This window comes from Pseudomonas sp. RA_35y_Pfl2_P32, from assembly GCF_963970735.1.
In the GTDB taxonomy this organism is placed as follows: Bacteria; Pseudomonadota; Gammaproteobacteria; order Pseudomonadales; family Pseudomonadaceae; genus Aquipseudomonas.
The window spans coordinates 136,655-157,365 of record NZ_CAXAQF010000015.1; the positions used below are offsets into that span (position 1 = coordinate 136,655).

Consider the following 20,711-nt stretch of genomic DNA (forward strand, 5'->3'; position numbering starts at 1 on the left):
CACCAAGGATTGAACATGGATATCACCCGCCGCGACTTCCTCAACGGCGTCGCCATCGGCATTGCCGCCGGAATGACCCCGCTGCAACTGCTCCAGGCCGCCCCTGACGGCCGCTACTACCCACCCGCCCTCACCGGCCTGCGCGGCAGCCACGTTGGCTCGTTCGAACTGGCGCACCAGATGGGCTGGGAGAAAAAAGTCTTCGACACCGACTCACTGCCGATCAGTGAAGACTACGACCTGGTGGTGGTGGGCGGCGGCCTGAGCGGATTGTCCGCGGCCTGGTTCTACCGCGAGAAACACCCCAAGGCACGCATCCTGATCCTGGAAAACCACGACGACTTCGGTGGCCACGCCAAGCGCAACGAGTTCTCCGCCGGCGGACGGATGATCCTCGGCTATGGCGGCAGTGAAGCCTTCCAGTCGCCCAACCACCTCTTCAGCCAGGAAGTGAACGGCCTGCTGAAGAAGCTCGGGGTCGACATGAAGCGCTTTGAAAGCGCTTTCGATCGCCAGTTCTACCCTGGCCTGGGTCTGTCACGCGCGGTGTTCTTCGACAAGGAAAACTTCGGTGAAGACAAACTGGTGACCGGCGACCCAACCCCCATGGTGGCCGACGACATCGCGCCGGACCAGTTGCACGCCCGCCGCATTGAAGACTTCATCAACGACTTCCCGCTGCCGCAGGCCGACCGTGATGCCCTGATCGCGGTGCACAGCGCACCCAAGGATTACCTGGCAGGCCAGTCCACCGAGGAAAAAACCGCTCACCTGGAACGCACCAGCTATCGCGACTTCCTGCTCAAGGACGTCGGACTCTCGGAACAGGCGGTGAAGTATTTCCAGAGCCGCACCAACGATTTCATGGCCCTGAGCATCGATGCCGTGGCAGCGTATGACGCCTACAACGTCGGTTTCCCAGGCTTCGCGGCGATGAACCTGGAACCGATCAGCGAAGAAGCCCAGGCGGAAATGGAAGAGCCCTACATCTACCACTTCCCCGACGGCAACGCCTCGCTGGCCCGCTTGCTGGTGCGCAGCCTGATCCCGGCGGTGGCCCCCGGTCACACCATGGACGACATCGTCCTGGCACCGTTCGACTACAGCAAACTCGACCAGGCGAAAACGCCGGTACGGATTCGCCTCAACAGCACTGCAGTCAGCGTGCGCAACGTCGGCAATGGGGTGAACATTGGTTACAGCCGTGGCGGGCAATTGAGCCAGGTGCGTGGCAAACACTGCATCATGGCCTGCTACAACATGATGATTCCCTACCTGCTGCGCGACCTCTCGGCCGAACAATCCCACGCCCTGAGCCAGAACGTGAAATTCCCGCTGGTGTACACCAAAGTGGTGATCCGCAACTGGCAGTCGTTCCAGAAACTGGGGGTCCACGAAATCTATGCCGCGACCCAACCCTACAGCCGGATCAAGCTCGACTACCCGGTGAGCATGGGCGGCTACGATCATCCCAAGGACCCGACACAGCCGATCGGCCTGCACATGGTCTACGTGCCCACCAGCCCCAACAGCGGCATGAACGCCCGCGACCAGGCCCGTGCCGGTCGAGGCCGACTGTACGGGCAGACCTTCGAGGTCCTCGAAGCCCAACTGCGCGATCAGTTGCAACGCATGCTCGGCCCGGGTGGCTTCAACCACCAGACCGACATCCTGGGCATCACCGTCAACCGCTGGTCACACGGCTACGCGTACTTCTCCAATAGCTTGTACGACGATTCCGACGAGAGTGAAAAACTGATGAACCTGGCGCGTCAGCCCGTGGGCAAGGTCAGCATCGCCAACTCCGACGCAGCCTGGAGTGCTTATGCCCACGCCGCGATCGATGAGGCGTACAGGGCGGTAGGTGAAGTGGGCTAAGGTCCAGGCGCCACGAAATGCTGTCTGCGCGAACCGAGCGTACCCCCTATTGGTAGTGCTCTCCCCCGGCAATGGCCTGGGGAGAGTTCAAGCGTCCCTTCAGTACCGTGAAACACTGCGCATCGCATCCACCAGATAGCGCATGGCAATCCGGTCACTCTCCGAGAGCTCGCGATAGCGCTCCACCAGCTTTATCTCCTCTGAACTCAACCGGCGCGATCGCCGTGAAAGGTTCATGCCTGAAAAAAACCCCAGCCAACCGATGATGCCGTGCGCTTTAGCCATGGACGATGTCCCTCTGCATGTGATGAAACCCTGGTTACTCCATCGCCCTGCTGTTGCTCCAACCTGCGCCAACCCAAGGGCAAGGGCCGGTCATGAACCTAAGAATAGAAACAAAAAATCCGTTGCGAGGTGTTTTTAGAGTAATTAGTCAAAAAAATGAAAACGCTTATTTTAAACACGGCACCGCACAGGCATTGCCCCCCCAGCCGTGACCTGACCCATCGCAGTTTTGCGTAAAGTGCAAGCCAATCAGTTTGCGAGTTATTTCGAACCCTTTAACTTGTTTGCCATCTGTTTAAACTCCCATGCGTTTGGCCGAAGGCTTGTCCGAACCTTTATTTCTGATCCGTAACGCAGCCAGGAACGCCGCGGGATCGTCCAAGACAGGTTGTCCTATGCACCGCAGGAATTTGCTCAAGGCCTCCATGGCCATCGCCGCCTACACCGGCCTCTCGGCCACCGGCCTGCTGGCCACCCGTGCCTGGGCCGGCACGGCTGATGGTGAGGCGCAAGCCTTCGATTTCGAGGCGTTGAAGGTGCAGGCCAAACAACTGGCCAGCACCCGCTACGCCGACACCAAGCAGGTGCTGCCACCGACATTGGCCAGCATGACGCCGCAGAATTTCAATGCCATTCAATACGACGCCAAGCATTCCCTGTGGAATGAACTGAACGGCCAGCTCGACGTGCAGTTTTTCCATGTCGGCATGGGCTTCAAGCAGCCAGTGCGCATGTACAGCGTCGACCCGAAAACCCGGCAGGCGCGGGAAGTGCACTTCCGCCCGGCACTGTTCAACTACCAAAACTCCAAAGTCGATACGGCGCAGCTCAAGGGCGACCTGGGGTTCTCCGGGTTCAAGCTGTTCAAGGCCCCGGAACTGGACCGGCACGACGTGGTGTCGTTCCTCGGCGCCAGCTACTTCCGCGCGGTGGACAACACCGGCCAGTACGGCTTGTCGGCGCGCGGCCTGGCCATCGACACCTACGCAAAAAAACGCGAAGAATTCCCTGACTTCACCAAGTTCTGGTTCGAAACCCCGGACAAGGACAGCACCCGGTTCGTGGTCTATGCCCTGCTCGACTCGCCGAGCGCCACGGGGGCCTACCGCTTCGACATCGATTGCCAGGCCACGCAGGTGGTGATGGCCGTCGATGCCCACGTCAACGCCCGCACTGCCATCGAACAACTGGGCATTGCACCGATGACCAGCATGTTCAGTTGCGGCACCCATGAGCGGCGCATGTGCGACACCATTCACCCGCAAATCCACGACTCGGACCGTCTCGCCATGTGGCGTGGCAACGGCGAGTGGATCTGCCGTCCGCTGAACAACCCGGCGACCCTGCAGTTCAATGCCTTCGCCGACAAGGACCCGAAAGGTTTCGGCCTGGTCCAGACCGACCACGAGTTTGCCAGCTATCAGGACACCGTCGACTGGTACAGCAAGCGTCCAAGCCTGTGGGTCGAACCGACCACCGCCTGGGGCGAGGGCTCCATCGACCTGCTGGAAATCCCGACCACGGGTGAAACCCTGGATAACATCGTGGCCTTCTGGACGCCGAAAAAGCCAGTGGCGGCCGGCGACTCCCTGAACTACGGCTACAAGCTCTACTGGAGCGCCCTGCCGCCCGTCGGTACACCGTTGGCACGGGTCAACGCCACCCGTTCCGGCATGGGCGGGTTCACCGAAGGCTGGGCCCCGGGCGAGCATTACCCGAAGGTCTGGGCACGACGTTTTGCCGTGGACTTCAACGGCGGCGGCCTGGATCGCCTGCCGGCGGGGACCGGCATCGAGCCGGTGTTGACGGCCTCGAACGGTGAGGTCAAGGATTTCAACGTGCTGGCGCTCGATGACATCAAGGGCTACCGGATCACCTTCGACTGGTTCCCCACCAACGACAGCGTGGAGCCGGTGGAACTGCGCCTGTTTATCCGCACCCAGGACCGGACGCTGAGCGAGACCTGGTTGTACCAGTACTTCCCGCCGGCGCCGGACAAGCGTAACTATCCGGATTGGCCTGCGGCGTAAAAGCCCCCTCGGCGGGCCAGCCCCTACGTTTTGAACGGTCCCCTGTAGGGGTGGGTGCCCGCTTGCGGCTCGCTCGCGAAGAACTCAAGGACAACGCGTTGATTCAGACCATGCGCGTCATCGTTGACGTCCATCGCGAGCAAGCTCGCTCCTGCACATCGGTCAATCCCGCAGATCCGACTCATGGATCGGCTGATCGCGGTGGGTCGCCCGTTGGTACTGTGACGGCCAGATCGCCTTGCGTCCGCCCAGGTCGTCGTCGGCGTGCAGCGGCCAATAAGGGTCACGCAGCAGTTCACGGGCCAGCAGAATGATGTCGGCCTGGCACGTGCGCAAAATGTGCTCGGCCTGGGCCGGTTCGGTAATCAGGCCGACGGTGCCGGTGGCGATCCCGGACTCTTTGCGCACCCGCTCGGCAAACCGCGTCTGGTACCCCGGCCCGGTCGGAATCTCGGCATTTGCCGCGGTCCCACCCGAGGACACATCGATCAGGTCGACCCCCAAGGCTTTCAGGCGACGCGCCAGCTCCACGGTTTCGTCCGGATTCCAGCCGTCTTCGACCCAATCAGTGGCCGATACCCGCACGAACAACGGCAGTTCCTCTGGCCACACGGCACGCACCGCCTCGGTCACCTGCAGCACCAGACGAATGCGGTTGTCGAACGACCCCCCGTATTGATCGCGCCGCTGGTTACTCAGGGGCGAAAGAAACTGATGCAGCAGGTAACCGTGGGCGGCGTGCACTTCGACCACTTTGAAGCCGGCCTCCAGCGCGCGTTTCGCGGCCTCGACAAAAGCCTGGATGACGTCGCCGATCTGGGTTTCGCTCAGTTGAGTGGGCTGGCTGTGTTCCGGATCGAAGGCGATCGGCGAAGGGCCTACCGGGGTCCACCCGCCATCGGCCGGCTTGACGCTGCCATGTTTGCCCAACCAGGGCCGATGAGTGCTGGCCTTGCGCCCGGCGTGCGCCAATTGGATGCCAGCCACCGCCCCCTGGGCGGTAATGAAGCGGGTGATGCGTTGCAGCGGTTCGATCTGCGCGTCGTTCCACAGGCCCAGGTCCTGGGCGGTGATGCGACCGTCGGCAGTCACGGCGGTGGCTTCGGTGAACACCAGGCCGGCCCCGCCCACGGCGCGGCTGCCGAGGTGCACGAGGTGCCAGTCATTGGCCAGTCCATCGACGCTGGAGTATTGGCACATCGGCGACACGGCGATGCGGTTGAGCAGGGTCAATTGACGAAGGGTATAGGGTTCAAGCAGCAGACTCATGGGGCACCTCTCGAATCAGTGGGCAGGCTCCAGGGTTCTGTTTGAATAGTCGACGAGTGACAGGAAAGGATGCAGGACCCGCCCCCGCGGGTAAAAAATGGACAAAACGTCACAAGGCCAATCAAGCAGTGCTTAGAGCCTAGTCGACATCGGCGCAGGCAGCAGGGTTTAACGCGGCTCGATATGGGCGATCATCAACTGCACGGTTTCCTGGCCGCGAAACTCGTTCACGTCGAGCTTGTAGGCCAGTTCGACCCAGCGGATGGTCGGGTTCGGCCACACTTCGCGATCGATACCAAAGGCAATGCCGTCGAGCTTGACCGAACCGCATTCGCTTTTCAGGACCACTTTGAGGTGCCGCTCACCCACCACCCGCTGCTCGACCAGTTGGAACACGCCATGAAACAGCGGCTCCGGGAAGTGCTGCCCCCAGGGTCCGGCGTGGCGCAAGGCGCGGGCCAGTTCCAGGTGGAACTCTTCAACGGCCAGGGTACCGTCCGACAGCAGCCGCCCGGTCAGGTCTTCTTCACGCAGTTGGCGGCGCACTTCGGCGTCGAACGCCGCGGCGAACAGCGGGAAGTTCGCTTCAGGCAAGGTCAGGCCCGCCGCCATGGCGTGACCACCGTACTTGCTGATCAGGTCCGGGTGCTGTGCCGCGACCACGCTCAAGGCGTCGCGAATGTGCAATCCCTGCACCGACCGCCCGGAGCCTTTGAGCATGCCGTCGCCCGCATCGGCAAAGGCAATGGTGGGGCGGAAATAGCGCTCTTTCATCCGTGACGCGAGAATGCCGATCACCCCCTGGTGCCACTCAGGATCAAACAGGCACAAGCCGAACGGCATCGACTCCACGGGCAGGTCCTTGAGCTGGGCCAGCGCTTCACGCTGCATGCCCTGCTCGATGGATTTGCGGTCCTGGTTCATGCCGTCCAGTTGTGCGGCCATTTCCCGCGCCAGTTCGACGTTATCGGTAAGCAGGCACTCGATGCCCAGGCTCATGTCATCCAGGCGCCCGGCGGCGTTCAGGCGCGGACCGAGGATGAAGCCCAGGTCGGTGGAGGTGATCCGCCCGTGGTCTCGCTTGGCCACTTCGAGGATCGCCTTGATCCCCGGCCGCGCACGCCCGGCGCGAATCCGCTCCAGGCCCTGATGCACCAGGATCCGGTTGTTGGCATCCAAGGGAACGACGTCGGCCACACTGCCCAGCGCCACCAGGTCCAGCAACTCACCGATGTTCGGTTGCGCCGTGCTGGCGTACCAGCCCAGGCTGCGCAGGCGTGCACGCAACGCCATCAGCACGTAGAAAATCACCCCGACCCCGGCCAGTGCCTTGCTCGGAAAAGCGCAGCCCGGCTGGTTCGGATTGACGATCGCATCGGCCTGCGGCAGTTCGTCGCCCGGCAAGTGGTGATCGGTGACCAGGACCTTGAGCCCGGCCTTTTTGGCTGCGGCCACGCCCTCGACGCTGGAAATGCCGTTGTCCACGGTGATCAGCAATTGCGGGGTGCGGGTCAACGCCACCTCGACGATTTCCGGGGTCAGGCCATAGCCGTATTCAAAGCGGTTGGGCACCAGGTAATCGACATGGGCCGCCCCCAGCAGGCGCAACCCCAGCACTCCGACCGTGCTGGCCGTCGCGCCGTCGGCATCGAAGTCGCCGACAATCAGGATCCGCTGGCGCTGCTCCAGTGCCACCACCAGCAGGTCCACCGCGGCCTCAATCCCCTTGAGCTGCTGAAACGGGATCAAGCGCGCCAGGCTCTTGTCCAGCTCCGCCTCCGACTGCACCCCGCGCGCCGCGTACAGGCGGGTCAACAGCGGTGGCAGATCACCGAGAAATGGCAGGGTGGCGGGAAGCTGGCGAGGTTCTATGCGCATGGGATGACAGTGGTTTCTCTTCAATTCACAGGTTAAATGCGGCGGGACTACAGGCTAATGCCGCCACATCGACAACAGGCCTCAGCCGCGTTCGCCCGCCAGCCACTGCAACTGGACTTCATGCTGGCCACGGTCGTCGGTGACGAAGATCGTGCCCTCGCTGATCATCACGTCCCACTTGATGACGCGGGGCATGTCCTTGGCCAGGGTTTCCAGGACTTCCTGGGGCACGGCGGCGATGTTGACGTTTTTCAGGTTCCTGATCGCCGGGATCACTTTGCCTTCCCAGACTCGCAGGCTGCCGTAGGCCAGCAGGCTGGTGCGCTCGGTGCGACGCGAGCACCAGGTCAGGCGGTCGGCGTCTGGCTGGCCGACTTCGATCCAGTGCAGCACGCGATCGTCCAGGCTCTTTTCCCACAGTGCCGGTTCGTCCACGTCCGACAACCCGCGACCAAAAGACAACTGCTCGTTGTACCAGAAGGCATACGCCAGCAGCCGCACCGTCATGCGCTCTTCGGTTTCCGAAGGGTGACGGGCGATGGTCTGCTTGACGTTCTCGTACACGCTGCGGTCGAGGTCGGTAAGGTTCAGTTCAAACTTGTAGGTCGTGGACGGCTGGGCCATGAACGGGCTTCTTGATACGAGGAAAGGCGGCAAGTCTAACCGATGCCGGGGCCATTCAACGAATCATGACGACCATCAAGCTTGGGCGATGACCGCCCGGCTATGATAAAAGGCTGCATTGACTCCGCTTTTGTCCTACAGGATCGCCCATGCCGCTTACCGCCAAACCGCTTTCCGGCCTGAAAGTCATCGAGCTCGGCACCTTGATCGCCGGGCCTTTTGCCTCGCGTATCTGTGCCGAATTCGGCGCCGATGTGACCAAGATCGAATCCCCGGATGGCGGCGACCCGTTGCGCAAGTGGCGCAAACTCTATGAAGGCACGTCGCTGTGGTGGTTCGTCCAGGCACGCAACAAGAAGTCCCTGACCCTGAACCTCAAGCACCCCGACGGCCTGGCCATTCTGAAAAAGCTGCTGGGTGAAGCCGACATCCTCATCGAAAACTTCCGTCCCGGGGTGCTGGAGAAACTCGGCCTGGGTTGGGATGTGCTGCATGCCTTGAATCCAAAACTGGTGATGGTGCGCTTGTCCGGCTTTGGCCAGACCGGCCCGATGAAAGACCAGCCCGGCTTTGGTGCGGTGGGTGAGTCCATGGGTGGCTTGCGCTACATCACCGGCTTCGAGGACCGTCCGCCGGTACGCACCGGGATCTCCATCGGTGACTCGATTGCCGCGTTGTGGGGAGTGATCGGCGCCCTCATGGCTCTGCGCCATCGCGAGGTCAACGGAGGCCAGGGGCAAGTGGTGGACGTGGCGCTGTACGAAGCGATCTTCGCCATGATGGAAAGCATGGTCCCGGAGTTCGATGTGTTCGGCTTTATCCGCGAGCGCACCGGCAACATCATGCCCGGCATCACGCCCTCCTCCATTCACACCAGTGCCGACGGCAAGCATGTGCAGATCGGCGCCAATGGCGATGCGATCTTCAAGCGCTTCATGCAGACCATCGGCCGCGACGATCTGGCCGGCGACCCGATCCTGGCCAGCAACGATGGCCGCGACAGCCGGCGTGACGAGCTGTACGGGGTGATTGATCGGTGGGTCAGCTCGCTACCGCTGGACACCGTGATCGAACGCCTGAACGCCGCCGAGGTGCCCGCCAGTCGCATCTTCAGCGCCGAAGACATGTTCAGCGACCCGCAATTCCTCGCGCGCGAGATGTTCCTCCAGGCCAAGCTGCCCGACGGCAAGGACTTCAAGATGCCCGGCATCGTGCCAAAACTTTCGCAAACCCCCGGCAGCTGTGAATGGGTGGGCGCCGAATTGGGCGAACACAACGCCCAGGTACTGGGTGCGCTGGGGTATGACGCGGCACAGATCACGCGCCTGCGTGAAGATGGGGCGATCTAAGCTGAACGGCCTGCCTGCACTGGGTCGGCTGATGGGCCGACAACTGCACCTGGCGCTGATCGGCGCGGTGCTGGCCGGCCTTGTGGTAATGCCGGCCGCCGCCCAAGGCAAGGGCGCCCTGGTCTGGCTGCTGCGCGATTTACCGCCGCTGACGATTTTCGAGGGGGCGCAGAAAAACCAGGGAGCGGTCGATCAGTTCATGCCGCTGCTGATCGCCAGCTTGCCCGGGTACCAGCACAGCCTGATGCGGGTCAACCGCGCGCGTGCCATGCAAATGCTCCTGGAGCCGAGCTTCACCTGCGACCCTTCGCTGTTGTGGAGTCCGCAACGGGCAAAACGCCTCGCCTATTCGATCCCGGTCTTCCGAATCCACAGCAACGGCATCACCATCCGCCATCAGGACCGTAGCGCGCTGGCGCCCTACATCATCAATAACCAGGTTGACCTGGGGTTACTGTTGGCGCGCGGCGACAGCAAGCTGGGCGTGGTCGCCGAACGCAGTTACGGCCAGGTGGTCGATCGCGTCTTGCAGCAAGCTCCCGGCAGCAGCCTGTCGGCCCACTACGGTAACGATGCCCTGGGCAGCCTCCTGCAAATGCAGCGTGCGGGGCGCCTGATGGCGTTGCTGGGCTACTGGCCGGAAATCCGCTATCAGGCGCAGCAACAGGGCATCGCGCCCGAGGAGCTGGAGTTCTACGGGATTCGTGGCGCAGACAAGTACCAATCGATCCATATCGCTTGCTCGGATACGGTCCAGGGACGCCAGGCCATCAAGGCGATCAACGCCACGGTGCTCAGGCTCAGGGACAATCGCTTGATCGAGTTTTATGCACAATGGCTCGACCCACAGATGCGCGACGAATACCTGGAAGACGCCCGAAGTTTTTTCCAGGACCCGGCCCCCTGAATAAACGCCAGACAAAAGAAACCCCGAGAAGTGGGGAGACGACTCGGGGTTAAACGTGGTCAACAAGGACCCGTACCACAAGCGACAAGCACCGGAGCACAATGCTTGAGCGTGTTGGTACAGGGTCTGACTCGCAGGATACCGGGAAGGTTCCCGGAAAAATCAATCAGTGGCCAAGTGTTGCCAGCTTGTCTTGCGCTGCGTTGCGCAAAGCCGCGATCACACAGGGCTGCAGCCGTCCTTCGGCAATCAGCACATCACGGTGCAAGCCGTCGACCACGTCGGTGAGCTGGCGCTTGTCGCGCAGTTGAGCCTGACTGAACTCACGCTCGACCACTATCGCGCCCACGGCATTCTTCAAGGTCACCAGGCACTGTCCATGAACACCCGACGGGGTCAGCGTTACCTGGTACGGGCTCAGTGCTTCACCCAACAATAGGCTGATACTTTCCATCTCGATCACCACTCAATAGTCCGAAACAAAGTGCCAAGGCGCGTTCACTGTAAATGACCACTGGCCCGAGAAGAAAGCTCTAGATCTCGACTGAAGGCATATCGCAACACCCTAGTTGGCAGAGCATGCCGGGAAAAGATGACAGGATAAAAACACCGCGCCAATGCCTCAGCGCGGCTCCTGGTGGCGCGGCCCACGGGGCGCGGTCCAGCCGCCCAGCACACCGCGCAGCACGCCCTTGGCGCTATAGAACGGCACCGTCCACTGGTAGATGTCCCGGGTGCCGTGGTTGAACGTCAGTTGGCGCTCGATAAACCGGCCTTTGCGGCTGCCCAGTTGCTCGATGAATTCAGCGTGCAGCAACTGGCCCGTGGCGGCCGGCAGAATATCGACCTCGGTCAGCCGTTTGCCCTGGATCCGGTCAAAGCGTGTCGACAGGTACTCCTCATAGCTCTTGTTGCACAGGATCAAGCGCCCCTCCAGGTCCCTGACGAACACCGGATCGGGCATGGCATTGATCAGGCATTGCTCAAACGCCAGTTGATCGTCCAGCGTCTCTTCGGCCTTGAGGCGCCGCTCGACCTGGCACTTGAGCCGGCGATTCCACAGCACCGAGATCAACCCGAACACGCCTGCGAGCACGCCGCCCCAGCACGCCCATTGAATCAACCGCTGCCACGGTGAAGGCTGGGGCATGGGCACTACGCCACTGAGCCACTTCACCCGGATCGCGCGCAACTCGGCAGGAGGAAAGGCCTCGAGGGCCTTGTTGAGGATGCTCAACAGGTGCGGCTGGCCCTTGCGCACGGCCAAATGATCAGTCACCCAGTGGCCGTCGACACTCATTCCGATGCTCAGGCGCCCCGCCGGAAACTGATAGGCGCCGTTTTCGTTCTCGATAGTGGCCTGGGCTTCGCCGCTCTCGACCAGGGCACGCGCTTCGGCGTAGGTTTTCACCGAGCGTAACTGGATTTGCGGATAGTCACGCCGGATACCGGCTTCCAGGGCATGCCTGGCCGGCAGTGCCAGGACCTTGCCTGAGAGCGCCTCCAGCGACTGCACAGGCTCCCCCGTGGCCAGCCCGACGAAGACCCAGCCGGACCCACCAAAGGCGTGGCTGAAGTCGAGGAAGCCCTTGCGCTCATCGTTCACCACCAGCGTGCTGCTCATGTCCGCCTGCCCGCTTTCCAGCAGGCCCAGCAGGTGCTCGGTGGAAAACGATTCCTGGTGGACAAACTGCAAGCCTGTCATCCGCGAGAGCCGCAGCAGGATATCGTTGCTCAGGCCTGTCCATTGCCCTTGTTCGTCCTTGAACAAGTACAACGGGTACTGCACCGAGGCGACAATCACCTGCGGGTTGCGGGCTATCCACGCCCGCTCCTGCGGACTCAGCACCAGCGGCCTGACCGTCACCCCGCTCGGCGTTGCCAAGGCCTGCTGCGCCGCGGCCATGGCTTCCCGGCCCAGCATCAGCACGCTGAAAAAAACCAGCCAGCGCAAGGCTGGCGTCAACCGTCTCAAAAGCTGCATGCCCACGTCCTTCACATTCACTTACCCGTCCTTGAGGGGCAAAACGATGCGCAGTGTGACATGCAGAAATAAGAAAGCCCGTCAGGAGACGGGCTTCAAATGTGTCAGACTTTTGCCGCTCAGAGCGGCTTGCCACGGTTGCCATGCTGACTGACAAAGGCCTGTACCGCTTTCAGGTCATTTGGCAGAACGGTGCAGCGCTCGTCTCGCTCAAACAAGTCGGAAAGATGAGCAGGTAGCTCAAGCGCTTTTCCTACGCCGGCTTTTTCAACGGCCTCGGGGAACTTGACCGGGTGCGCCGTGCCGAGAATCACCATCGGGATATCCAGACTGCGGCGGCACTCACGCGCGGCCTTGACGCCAATGGCGGTGTGCGGATCCAGCAACTCACCGGTCTGGGCAAACACCTCGGCGATGGTCTCGCAGGTCTGCGCATCGTCAACGGCCAGGGAGTCGAAGAGCTTGCGCGCTTCGGTCCAGCGTTCCTGTTCGACGCTGAACCCCCCGCCCTGCTTGAAGTTGTCCATCAGGCCGGCGATTGCCGCGCCGTTGCGACCGTGCAGGTCGAACAGCAGGCGCTCGAAGTTCGAGGAGACCATGATGTCCATCGACGGCGACAGGGTCGCGTGCAGGGTTTCCTTGACGTACTGATTGCCGCTCATGAAGCGGTGCAGGATGTCGTTGCGGTTGGTGGCGACGATCAACTGGTTGATCGGCAGCCCCATGTTGCGGGCCAGGTAACCGGCGAAGATGTCGCCGAAGTTGCCGGTCGGTACCGAGAACGACACCGAACGCGCCGGGCCACCCAACTGCAGGGCCGCGTGGAAGTAGTAAACGATCTGGGCCATGATCCGCGCCCAGTTGATCGAGTTGACCGCGACCAGGCGCGTGCCCTTGAGGAAGCTCTGGTCGGCGAAGCTGGCCTTGACCATTTCCTGGCAGTCATCGAAGTTGCCTTCGATGGCGATGTTATGGATGTTGTCGCCAAACAGCGTGGTCATCTGCCGACGCTGGACTTCCGAGACCCTGTTGTGCGGGTGCAGGATGAAGATGTCGACGTTTTCGCAGTGCTTGCAGCCTTCGATCGCCGCCGAACCGGTATCACCCGATGTGGCACCGACGATGACCACACGCTCGCCGCGCTTTTCCAGCACGTAGTCGAGCAGACGGCCGAGCAGTTGCAGGGCAAAATCCTTGAACGCCAGGGTCGGGCCGTGGAACAGTTCCAGCACCCATTCGTTGCCATTGAGCTGGCGCAAAGGCGCTACTGCGCTGTGGGAAAACGCGCCATAAGTGGCTTCAAGAATCTTCTTGAAATCGGCATCCGGAATGCTGCCGGCGACAAACGGGCGCATCACCCGGAAGGCCAGTTCGTGGTACGGCAGGCCGGCCCAGGAAGCAATTTCTTCCTGGGTGAAACGTGGCAGGTTTTCCGGCACATACAGGCCGCCGTCGCTGGCCAGACCCGCCAGCAGAACGTCTTCGAAATTCAGGGCCGGTGCCTGGCCGCGAGTACTGATATAACGCATAGGGGCAAACCTTCGGTTTGGGCTTCAAGCGGCAAACTGCGAGCAGCGAGCCGCTTGCCGCTGAATTAATTCAAATGTTCGACACGGATCCGTACCACCGGACCGTCCACACCTTGCAACGCTTCGAGGGCCGTGATGGCGTCGTTCATGTGCTGCTCCAGCACACGGTGCGTCAGCAGGATCATGGGCACCAGGCCGTCGTGTTCTTCGACTTCCTTTTGCATGATCGATTCGATGTTGATGCCCCGCTCCGACAGAATGCTCGCCACCTGGGCCAGCACGCCCGGATGGTCCTTGGCCTGGATGCGCAGGTAGTAGGCGCTCTCGCAGGCTTCGATCGGCAAGATCGGGTGGGCCGACAGCGAATCCGGCTGGAAGGCCAGGTGCGGGACGCGGTTTTCCGGGTCGCTGGTCATGGCGCGAACCACATCCACCAGGTCGGCGATCACCGACGAAGCGGTCGGTTCCATGCCAGCACCGGCGCCGTAGAACAGGGTCGACCCGGCAGCATCGCCGTTGACCATGACCGCGTTCATCACCCCGTTGACGTTGGCCAGCAGGCGATCAGCCGGGATCAGGGTCGGGTGCACGCGCAGCTCGATGCCGCGGGAGGTGCTGCGAGCCACACCCAGGTGCTTGATCCGATAGCCCAGCGCTTCGGCGTAGTTCACGTCAGCGGTGGTCAGTTGGGTGATGCCTTCGGTGTAGGCCTTGTCGAACTGCAGCGGGATACCGAACGCAATGGAGGCCAGAATGGTCAGTTTGTGCGCGGCATCGATGCCTTCGACGTCGAAGGTCGGATCGGCCTCGGCGTAACCCAGGGCCTGGGCCTCGACGAGCACGTCTTCGAAGGTACGGCCCTTCTCGCGCATTTCGGTGAGGATGAAGTTGCCAGTGCCGTTGATGATCCCTGCGACCCAGTTAATGCGGTTGGCCGAGAGGCCTTCGCGGATCGCCTTGATCACCGGGATGCCACCGGCTACCGCCGCTTCGAATGCCACGATCACGCCTTTCTCGCGTGCCTTGGCGAAAATCTCGTTACCGTGAACGGCGATCAGCGCCTTGTTCGCGGTGACCACATGTTTTCCGTTTTCGATCGCTTTGAGTACCAGCTCGCGGGCAACGGTATAGCCGCCCATCAGCTCTATGACGATGTCGATCTCAGGGTTCGTGGCCACTTCGAAGACATCGTTGGTAATCGTAATGCCGGTCGTCTGGAACTGAGGCTTTGGCGTGCGCATGGCAATTTGTGCCACTTCGATTCCACGCCCGGCACGACGAGCAATTTCCTCGGCGTTGCGCTGAAGTACGTTGAAGGTGCCGCCACCGACGGTACCTAACCCACAGATGCCTACTTTGACCGGATTCACTTTGAACTCCCCATAAAACGGCCGACACAAGGTCGGCCGTGAAAAACAGCCACAACCTGTGCGGCTCTCTATTAATGGAGCGCCGACGGCTGTCGTCACTCCATGATCGTCAAAGGCTTACCGTGACGACACAGGATTATTTCGCACCCAACGCCAGTTTGGCGACTTGTGGCGCCGGCTGGTAGCCCGGAATCACCTGACCATCAGCCAAAACGATTGCCGGCGTACCGTTCACCCCAATCGACTGGCCCAGGGCGAACTGCTTGGAAACCGGGTTGGCGCACTTGGCGGCCTTGATTTCCTTGCCATCGACCATCTTGTCCATGGCCGCTTTCTTGTCGGTGGAGCACCACACGTTCTGCAGTTGCTCATCACCCGGCGAACCAAGGCCCTGGCGCGGGAAAGCAACATACCGCACTTCGACCCCCATTTTGTTCAAGGCCGGCACTTCAGCGTGCAATTTGTGGCAATACGGGCAGGTGGTGTCGGTGAATACGGTGATGTGGGTCTTGGTTTCGCCAATGGCTGGGTAGACCACGGTCTCAGCGACCGGGATACCGTTGACCAGCTTGGCAACGCCCAGGCGCTCGGTTTTCTCGGTCAGGTTGACCGGCTTGCCGTCCTTGAGCTGGAACAGGTAGCCCTGGACGATGTACTGACCGTCGGCGCTGGCGTACAGCACGCGGCTGCCCTTGAGCTTGACTTCGTAAAGACCGGCCAGCGGGCTGGCGCTGATGGTTTCGATCGGCGTGTCGAGCTGGAGGGTTTCCAGGCTCTTGCGGATGGCTTTGTCAGCCGCATCATCGGCGACGGCGAAAGTGCTGACCAACGCAATGGCTGCGGCGGCGAAAATCTGGGTCAGACGCATGAGAACTCCTGAAGGCGGACAAATGGATCGACTAGAACGCCCGTATCGGAACACCGGGTCATAACCGTCCATCGTGCAAACCGGCAAAGCCTATCACATAAGGTCCCTGTGGCCGACTCCCGGTAACGCGAGGCAACGAAGCGCCTACCCACGGGCCTTCGATTCAGCCTCTTGGGTGGTGCTTGGCATGCAGGTCCTGCAGGCGGGCCCGGGCCACGTGGGTGTAGATCTGGGTGGTCGACAGGTCGCTGTGGCCGAGCAACATCTGCACCACTCGCAGGTCGGCGCCGTGGTTGAGCAAATGGGTGGCGAAGGCGTGGCGCAAGGTGTGGGGCGACAGGGACTTGCCGATGCCGGCGACCTTGGCCTGGTGCTTGATCCGATGCCAGAACGTCTGGCGGGTCATCTGCTCACCGCGCAGGCTGGGGAACAGCACATCACTGGGTCGCCCGCCCAGCAGTTCGCCACGGGCATCACGCATATACCGCTCGACCCAGACAATCGCCTCCTCCCCCATCGGTACCAGGCGCTCCTTGCTGCCCTTGCCCATCACGCGCAACACACCCTGGCGCAGGTTGACCTGTTCCAGAGTCAGGCTGATCAACTCCGTAACCCGCAGGCCACAGGCGTACAGCACCTCGAGCATCGCCCGATCCCGCTGGCCGATCGCCTCACTCAGATCCGGTGCCGCCAGCAAGGCCTCGACGTCGGCTTCCGACAAGGATTTAGGCAACGGCCGACCCAATTGCGGCATGTCGACCCGCAGTGTTGGGTCCACGCTGATCAGCTTTTCCCGCAGCAGATAACGATAAAACCCACGTACACCTGAGAGAAATCGTGCGGTGGAGCGTGGTTTGTAATTCTGTTCCAGGCGCCAGGCCAGGTGGTCGAGGATCAACTCGCGGCCGGCGTTGAGCAACTCCAGCCCCTGCTCTTCAAGCCAGCCGTTGAACAGCGCCAGATCACTGCGGTAGGCATCGCGCGTATTGTCCGCGAGGCCTTTTTCCAGCCACAAGGCGTCGAGAAACTGGTCGATCAGGGGGTGTTCGATAGCAGGCATGGGCACTCAAGACACGCAGACCAAGTGCTGCGCGTAAAAAAACAGGGAACGGTAAGGATGCCCGCTAGTCTTTCATAGCCGGCTATATCAAGGAACAGGGAGCATCAATGAACGAGCAGCAAATTCTTTTGGCCTTCGGTGGCATTGGTGCGGCGGCATTAGGCTGCCAATGGCTGGCCTGGCGCCTGAAACTACCAGCGATTCTGTTTCTGCTGTTGACCGGGATTTTGGTGGGACCGGTACTGGGCTAGCTGGACCCGCAGGAAATGTTCGGGCCGCTGCTGATGCCCCTGGTGTCACTGGCCGTGGCGCTGATCCTGTTCGAAGGCAGCCTGACCTTGCACCTGTCCGAATGGCGCGAGATCGGCAGCGTGGTGCATCGCCTGGTGACTATCGGCGCCTTGGCAACCTGGGTGGTGATCGCGGTGGCCACCCACTGGCTGCTGGGTTTCGACTGGTTGCTGGCGATCCTGTTTGGCAGCCTGACCCTGGTCACCGGGCCCACGGTCATTGTGCCAATGCTGCGAGTGGTGCGCCCCAAGGCCTCGATTGCCAACATCCTGCGCTGGGAAAGCATCGTCATTGACCCGATCGGCGCCTTGCTCGCGGTGGTGGTCTACAGCTTCATCATCGCCAGCGCCGAAGGCCACGGCATCAAGCACAGCCTGCTGACATTCGCTGGGGTGATCTTGTGCGGCAGTCTGTTCGGCATCGCCGGCGGCTGGGCACTCGGCACCCTGATCCGGCGCCAATGGCTGCCGGAATACCTGCACAACCTGGCGTCACTGGCGGCCGTGCTGGCAATCTTCATCGCCGCCAACCAGGTGATGCACGAATCGGGGCTGCTGGCGGTGACCCTGATGGGCATGTGGCTGGCTAACATGAAAGGCGTGGATGTGCGGCACATCCTGCACTTCAAGGAGAACCTCAGCGTGCTGCTGATCTCCGGCCTGTTCATTCTGCTGGCAGCGCGCCTGGACCTGAACGCGATGATCGCCCTCGGGCCGCTGGTCCTGCTGTTGTTGCTGGTGATTCAGTTCATCGCCCGACCACTGAACGTGGTGCTCTCGACCCTGGGCTCCAACCTCAATTGGCGTGAGCGCGCCCTGCTGGCCTGGATCGCGCCACGAGGCATTGTCGCGGCCGCGGTGTCGGCAATCTTTGCGATCCGCTTGCATGAAGCCGGTCACCAAGGGGCGCTGCTGCTGGTGCCCCTGACCTTTGCGGTGATCATCGGCACGGTGGTGTTGCAAAGCGCCACTGCCCGCCCCCTGGCACGCCTACTGAAAGTCGCCGAACCCGCCCCCAGTGGATTTCTCATCGTCGGTGCCAACAGCCCTTCACGGGCGCTGGGCAAGGCCCTGCAGCAACTGGGCTGCCGCGTTCTGCTGACCGACTCGAGCTGGGAAAACATCCGTGCAGCCCGCATGGCGGGGCTGCCCACCTACTTCGGCAACCCGGCCTCACAACACGCGGACGCCCACCTGGACCTGGTCGGCCTCGGCCACCTGCTGGCGCTCTCTCCTTCGGGGGAGCTCAATACCCTGGCAACCATGCGCTTTCGCCATGAGTTCGGGCATCAGCGCATGTTCTCCCTGGCCAGCGGCCAGGAAAGCCGGCGCACCGACAAGCACCGCGCCAGCCACGAGCACCGTGGGCAACTGCTGGGCAGCCAGGTGCTGACCTACACCAAGCTGGCCAGCCTGCTCAGCCAGGGCGCCGAACTCTATACCACCCACCTGACCGACGGTTTTGCCTGGGAGGACTATCAGGCCTTGCACGGTGATCGCGCGACCCTGCTGTTCGCCCAGGACCCCAGTGGCTGGGTCTATGTGCTGACGCCCGACAGCGCGATTAAACCCGCGGCTGGATGGACTCTGGTGGCGCTGATCCAGCCCGAGGCCAATGGCGCCTGACCAGCGCCGGGGGCAAATTCCAGGCACAAAAAAGCAGCCCGTAGGCTGCTTTTTTCTGCATCGGAAGCTGGACTTAAGCCAGTTTTTCCTTGATGCGAGCTGCTTTACCCGACAGGTCACGCAGGTAGTACAGCTTGGCTTTACGTACGTCACCGCGACGCTTGACAGCCATGCTGTCGATTTGCGGGCTGTAGGTCTGGAAAGTACGCTCTACGCCAACACCGTTGGAGATCTTACGTACGGTGAAAGCACTGTTTACGCCGCGGTTACGCTTGGCGATAACAACACCTTCGAACGCTTGCAGACGCGAACGGTCGCCTTCCTTCACTTTCACCTGAACGACAATGGTGTCGCCCGGGGCAAAGGTAGGGATCTCTTTGGTCATCTGCTCTGCTTCGAGTGCAAGGATGATTTTGTTAGTCATGCTGTGCTCCTAAGGTAAATCGTCGGATCTACCATCGATACGTTGTTAACTATCGTCCCGCTCGCGGATGTATTCCTCGAGCAGCTTCTTCTCTTCTCCAGAAAGCGAGCGGCTTTCCAGAAGATCGGCGCGTCGTTCAAAGGTCCTACCAAGGGACTGCTGTAAACGCCAACGCCGGATATGCGCGTGATTGCCACTTAGCAACACGTCGGGAACACGCTGATCCGCATACACCTCCGGTCGGGTGTAGTGCGGGCAATCCAGCAGACCATCCGTAAAGGAATCTTCCTCGGCGGAGTCCGCATGCCCTAAAGCTCCAGGCAGCAGTCGCGTAACCGCGTCAATCAGGACCATCGCCGGCAGCTCGCCGCCAGACAGTACATAGTCACCAATCGACCACTCTTCATCGACATGAGCTTCAATAAATCGCTCGTCAATGCCTTCATAGCGGCCGGCAATCAGGATTAATGCTTCCTCATTCGCCAACTCGCGTACCGCCGACTGAGTCAGTTGACGGCCTTGGGGCGACAGGTATATGACCTTCGCCGCCTCCCCGGCTGCTGCCTTGGCCTGAACCAGAGCATCTTCCAGGGGCTTGATCTTCATCACCATGCCCGGGCCACCGCCAAATGGGCGATCGTCCACAGTGTGATGTCGATCCGTCGTGTAGTCTCGCGGATTCCAACAGGTCAGCTGCAAGAGCCCCTGTTTCACCGCCCGACTGGTGATGCCGTACTCGCTGATGGCGGAGAACATCTCGGGAAACAAACTGATCACTTCTACGCGCAAGTTAGCCACGCTTAGAAGTCCGCATCCCATTCCACCTTCATCTCGCCTGCTGCCAGGTCGACGGCCAACACACATTGCTCCGTATAGGGCAACAAGCGTTCGCGATCATCCAGGCTGCCAGCGCAAGGCTTGACCACCATTACATCATTGGCGCCGGTTTCCAGAAGGTGATCGATCTTCCCGAGCAATTGCCCAAGTTGGTCAATAACCTTCAGACCTTCGAGCTGGTACCAGTAGTACTCGCCGTCGGTCAGTTCAGGGAACAGGTTGCGCGGCACGCAGATCTCATAACCGGCCAGAAGACGCGCTTCTTCACGATCATCAAGACCCTTGAGCTTTGCGACCAGGAACTTGTCGTTCCCACGTCCGCTGACCAGCTCAACCTGCTTTACGCTGCCTTCGCGCTTGAGCGTCCAGGTTTTGTACTGCAAGAGGTTTTCAGTCGGATCAGTAAAGGAATACACCTTCACTTCGCCGCGAACGCCATGAACAGAATAAATTTTGCCGATAACGATCAAATCATCAGCAGTGGCTGGCGTCGCGTTCATATT

General features: G+C 61.3%; 17 protein-coding genes and 1 pseudogene. 5 read left to right on the forward strand and 13 right to left on the reverse strand.

The features are described 5' to 3' along the window. Positions 1-15 precede the first annotated feature (15 nt). The gene (locus AACY45_RS16835; RefSeq protein ID WP_339546496.1) at positions 16-1,878 is read left to right on the forward strand and encodes an NAD(P)-binding protein; all 1,863 of its coding nucleotides are present in this window, start codon (positions 16-18) and stop codon (positions 1,876-1,878) included. 99 nt (positions 1,879-1,977) lie between these two features. Here the strand turns inward: AACY45_RS16835 and AACY45_RS16840 are convergent, their stop codons facing one another. After that, positions 1,978-2,163 (reverse strand): hypothetical protein, encoded by a 186-nt coding sequence (locus tag AACY45_RS16840; protein WP_339546497.1) that lies wholly within the window; start codon positions 2,161-2,163, stop codon positions 1,978-1,980. A 395-nt stretch (positions 2,164-2,558) separates the two neighbouring features. Here AACY45_RS16840 and AACY45_RS16845 point away from each other — a divergent pair, with 395 nt between their 5' ends. Next, positions 2,559-4,193, forward strand: coding sequence for a glucan biosynthesis protein D (locus tag AACY45_RS16845; RefSeq protein ID WP_339546498.1), 1,635 nt, complete (start codon positions 2,559-2,561; stop codon positions 4,191-4,193). Positions 4,194-4,355: 162 nt separating this feature from the next. Here AACY45_RS16845 and AACY45_RS16850 read toward each other — a convergent pair whose 3' ends face one another. The 3 genes from AACY45_RS16850 to AACY45_RS16860 all read right to left on the reverse strand — a co-directional run bounded on the left by AACY45_RS16850 (position 4,356) and on the right by AACY45_RS16860 (position 7,964). After that, positions 4,356-5,462 (reverse strand): NADH:flavin oxidoreductase/NADH oxidase, encoded by a 1,107-nt coding sequence (locus tag AACY45_RS16850; RefSeq protein ID WP_339546499.1) that lies wholly within the window; start codon positions 5,460-5,462, stop codon positions 4,356-4,358. A gap of 168 nt (positions 5,463-5,630) precedes the next feature. After that, positions 5,631-7,340, reverse strand: a complete 1,710-nt coding sequence (recJ, locus tag AACY45_RS16855) for a single-stranded-DNA-specific exonuclease RecJ (RefSeq protein ID WP_339546500.1) — start codon at positions 7,338-7,340, stop codon at positions 5,631-5,633. Between the two features lie 81 nt (positions 7,341-7,421). Beyond that, entirely contained in the window at positions 7,422-7,964 is a 543-nt protein-coding gene (locus AACY45_RS16860; protein ID WP_095166662.1) for a YaeQ family protein, read from the reverse strand. A gap of 149 nt (positions 7,965-8,113) precedes the next feature. Between AACY45_RS16860 and AACY45_RS16865 the strand changes: the two genes are divergently transcribed. Then, a complete protein-coding gene (locus AACY45_RS16865; protein ID WP_339546501.1) occupies positions 8,114-9,313 on the forward strand; it encodes a CaiB/BaiF CoA transferase family protein in 1,200 nt (399 codons plus the stop codon). Then, complete coding sequence (locus AACY45_RS16870; protein WP_339546502.1) at positions 9,267-10,220, forward strand: TIGR02285 family protein; 954 nt, start codon at positions 9,267-9,269, stop codon at positions 10,218-10,220. Before AACY45_RS16865 ends, AACY45_RS16870 begins: the two co-directional genes overlap by 47 nt. Before the next feature lie 166 nt (positions 10,221-10,386). On the opposite strand, the gene AACY45_RS16875 is transcribed toward AACY45_RS16870, so the two are convergent. The 6 genes from AACY45_RS16875 to xerD form a co-directional block, all read right to left on the reverse strand. After that, positions 10,387-10,674 carry a DUF3509 domain-containing protein gene (locus AACY45_RS16875; protein WP_339546503.1) on the reverse strand — a complete coding sequence of 96 codons (288 nt, stop codon included), beginning with the start codon at positions 10,672-10,674 and terminating at the stop codon, positions 10,387-10,389. A gap of 168 nt (positions 10,675-10,842) precedes the next feature. After that, entirely contained in the window at positions 10,843-12,204 is a 1,362-nt protein-coding gene (locus tag AACY45_RS16880; RefSeq protein ID WP_339546504.1) for a transporter substrate-binding domain-containing protein, read from the reverse strand. Between the two features lie 119 nt (positions 12,205-12,323). After that, complete coding sequence (gene thrC, locus AACY45_RS16885; RefSeq protein ID WP_166588619.1) at positions 12,324-13,733, reverse strand: threonine synthase; 1,410 nt, start codon at positions 13,731-13,733, stop codon at positions 12,324-12,326. A 65-nt stretch (positions 13,734-13,798) separates the two neighbouring features. Further along, on the reverse strand, positions 13,799-15,103 hold the full coding sequence (locus AACY45_RS16890; RefSeq protein ID WP_166588620.1) for a homoserine dehydrogenase: 1,305 nt from the start codon (positions 15,101-15,103) through the stop codon (positions 13,799-13,801). Positions 15,104-15,239: 136 nt separating this feature from the next. Then, on the reverse strand, positions 15,240-15,971 hold the full coding sequence (locus tag AACY45_RS16895) for a DsbC family protein (protein ID WP_339546505.1): 732 nt from the start codon (positions 15,969-15,971) through the stop codon (positions 15,240-15,242). 163 nt (positions 15,972-16,134) lie between these two features. After that, positions 16,135-17,031 (reverse strand): site-specific tyrosine recombinase XerD, encoded by an 897-nt coding sequence (gene xerD, locus AACY45_RS16900; RefSeq protein WP_339546506.1) that lies wholly within the window; start codon positions 17,029-17,031, stop codon positions 16,135-16,137. A 107-nt stretch (positions 17,032-17,138) separates the two neighbouring features. On the opposite strand from xerD, the pseudogene AACY45_RS16905 reads away from it, so the two are divergent. Continuing rightward, positions 17,139-18,947: pseudogene (locus AACY45_RS16905) on the forward strand (cation:proton antiporter). Positions 18,948-19,020: 73 nt separating this feature from the next. Here the strand turns inward: AACY45_RS16905 and rplS are convergent. Genes rplS through rimM form a run of 3 tightly spaced genes read right to left on the reverse strand, consistent with a single transcriptional unit; the run spans position 19,021 to position 20,708 of the window. Continuing rightward, complete coding sequence (rplS, locus tag AACY45_RS16910) at positions 19,021-19,371, reverse strand: 50S ribosomal protein L19 (RefSeq protein WP_003175895.1); 351 nt, start codon at positions 19,369-19,371, stop codon at positions 19,021-19,023. 45 nt (positions 19,372-19,416) lie between these two features. Continuing rightward, positions 19,417-20,190 (reverse strand): tRNA (guanosine(37)-N1)-methyltransferase TrmD, encoded by a 774-nt coding sequence (trmD, locus tag AACY45_RS16915; protein ID WP_174244565.1) that lies wholly within the window; start codon positions 20,188-20,190, stop codon positions 19,417-19,419. Continuing rightward, a complete protein-coding gene (gene rimM / locus AACY45_RS16920) occupies positions 20,172-20,708 on the reverse strand; it encodes a ribosome maturation factor RimM (protein ID WP_339546507.1) in 537 nt (178 codons plus the stop codon). The genes trmD and rimM overlap by 19 nt, the downstream gene beginning before the upstream one ends. Between the last annotated feature and the right edge of the window lie 3 nt (positions 20,709-20,711).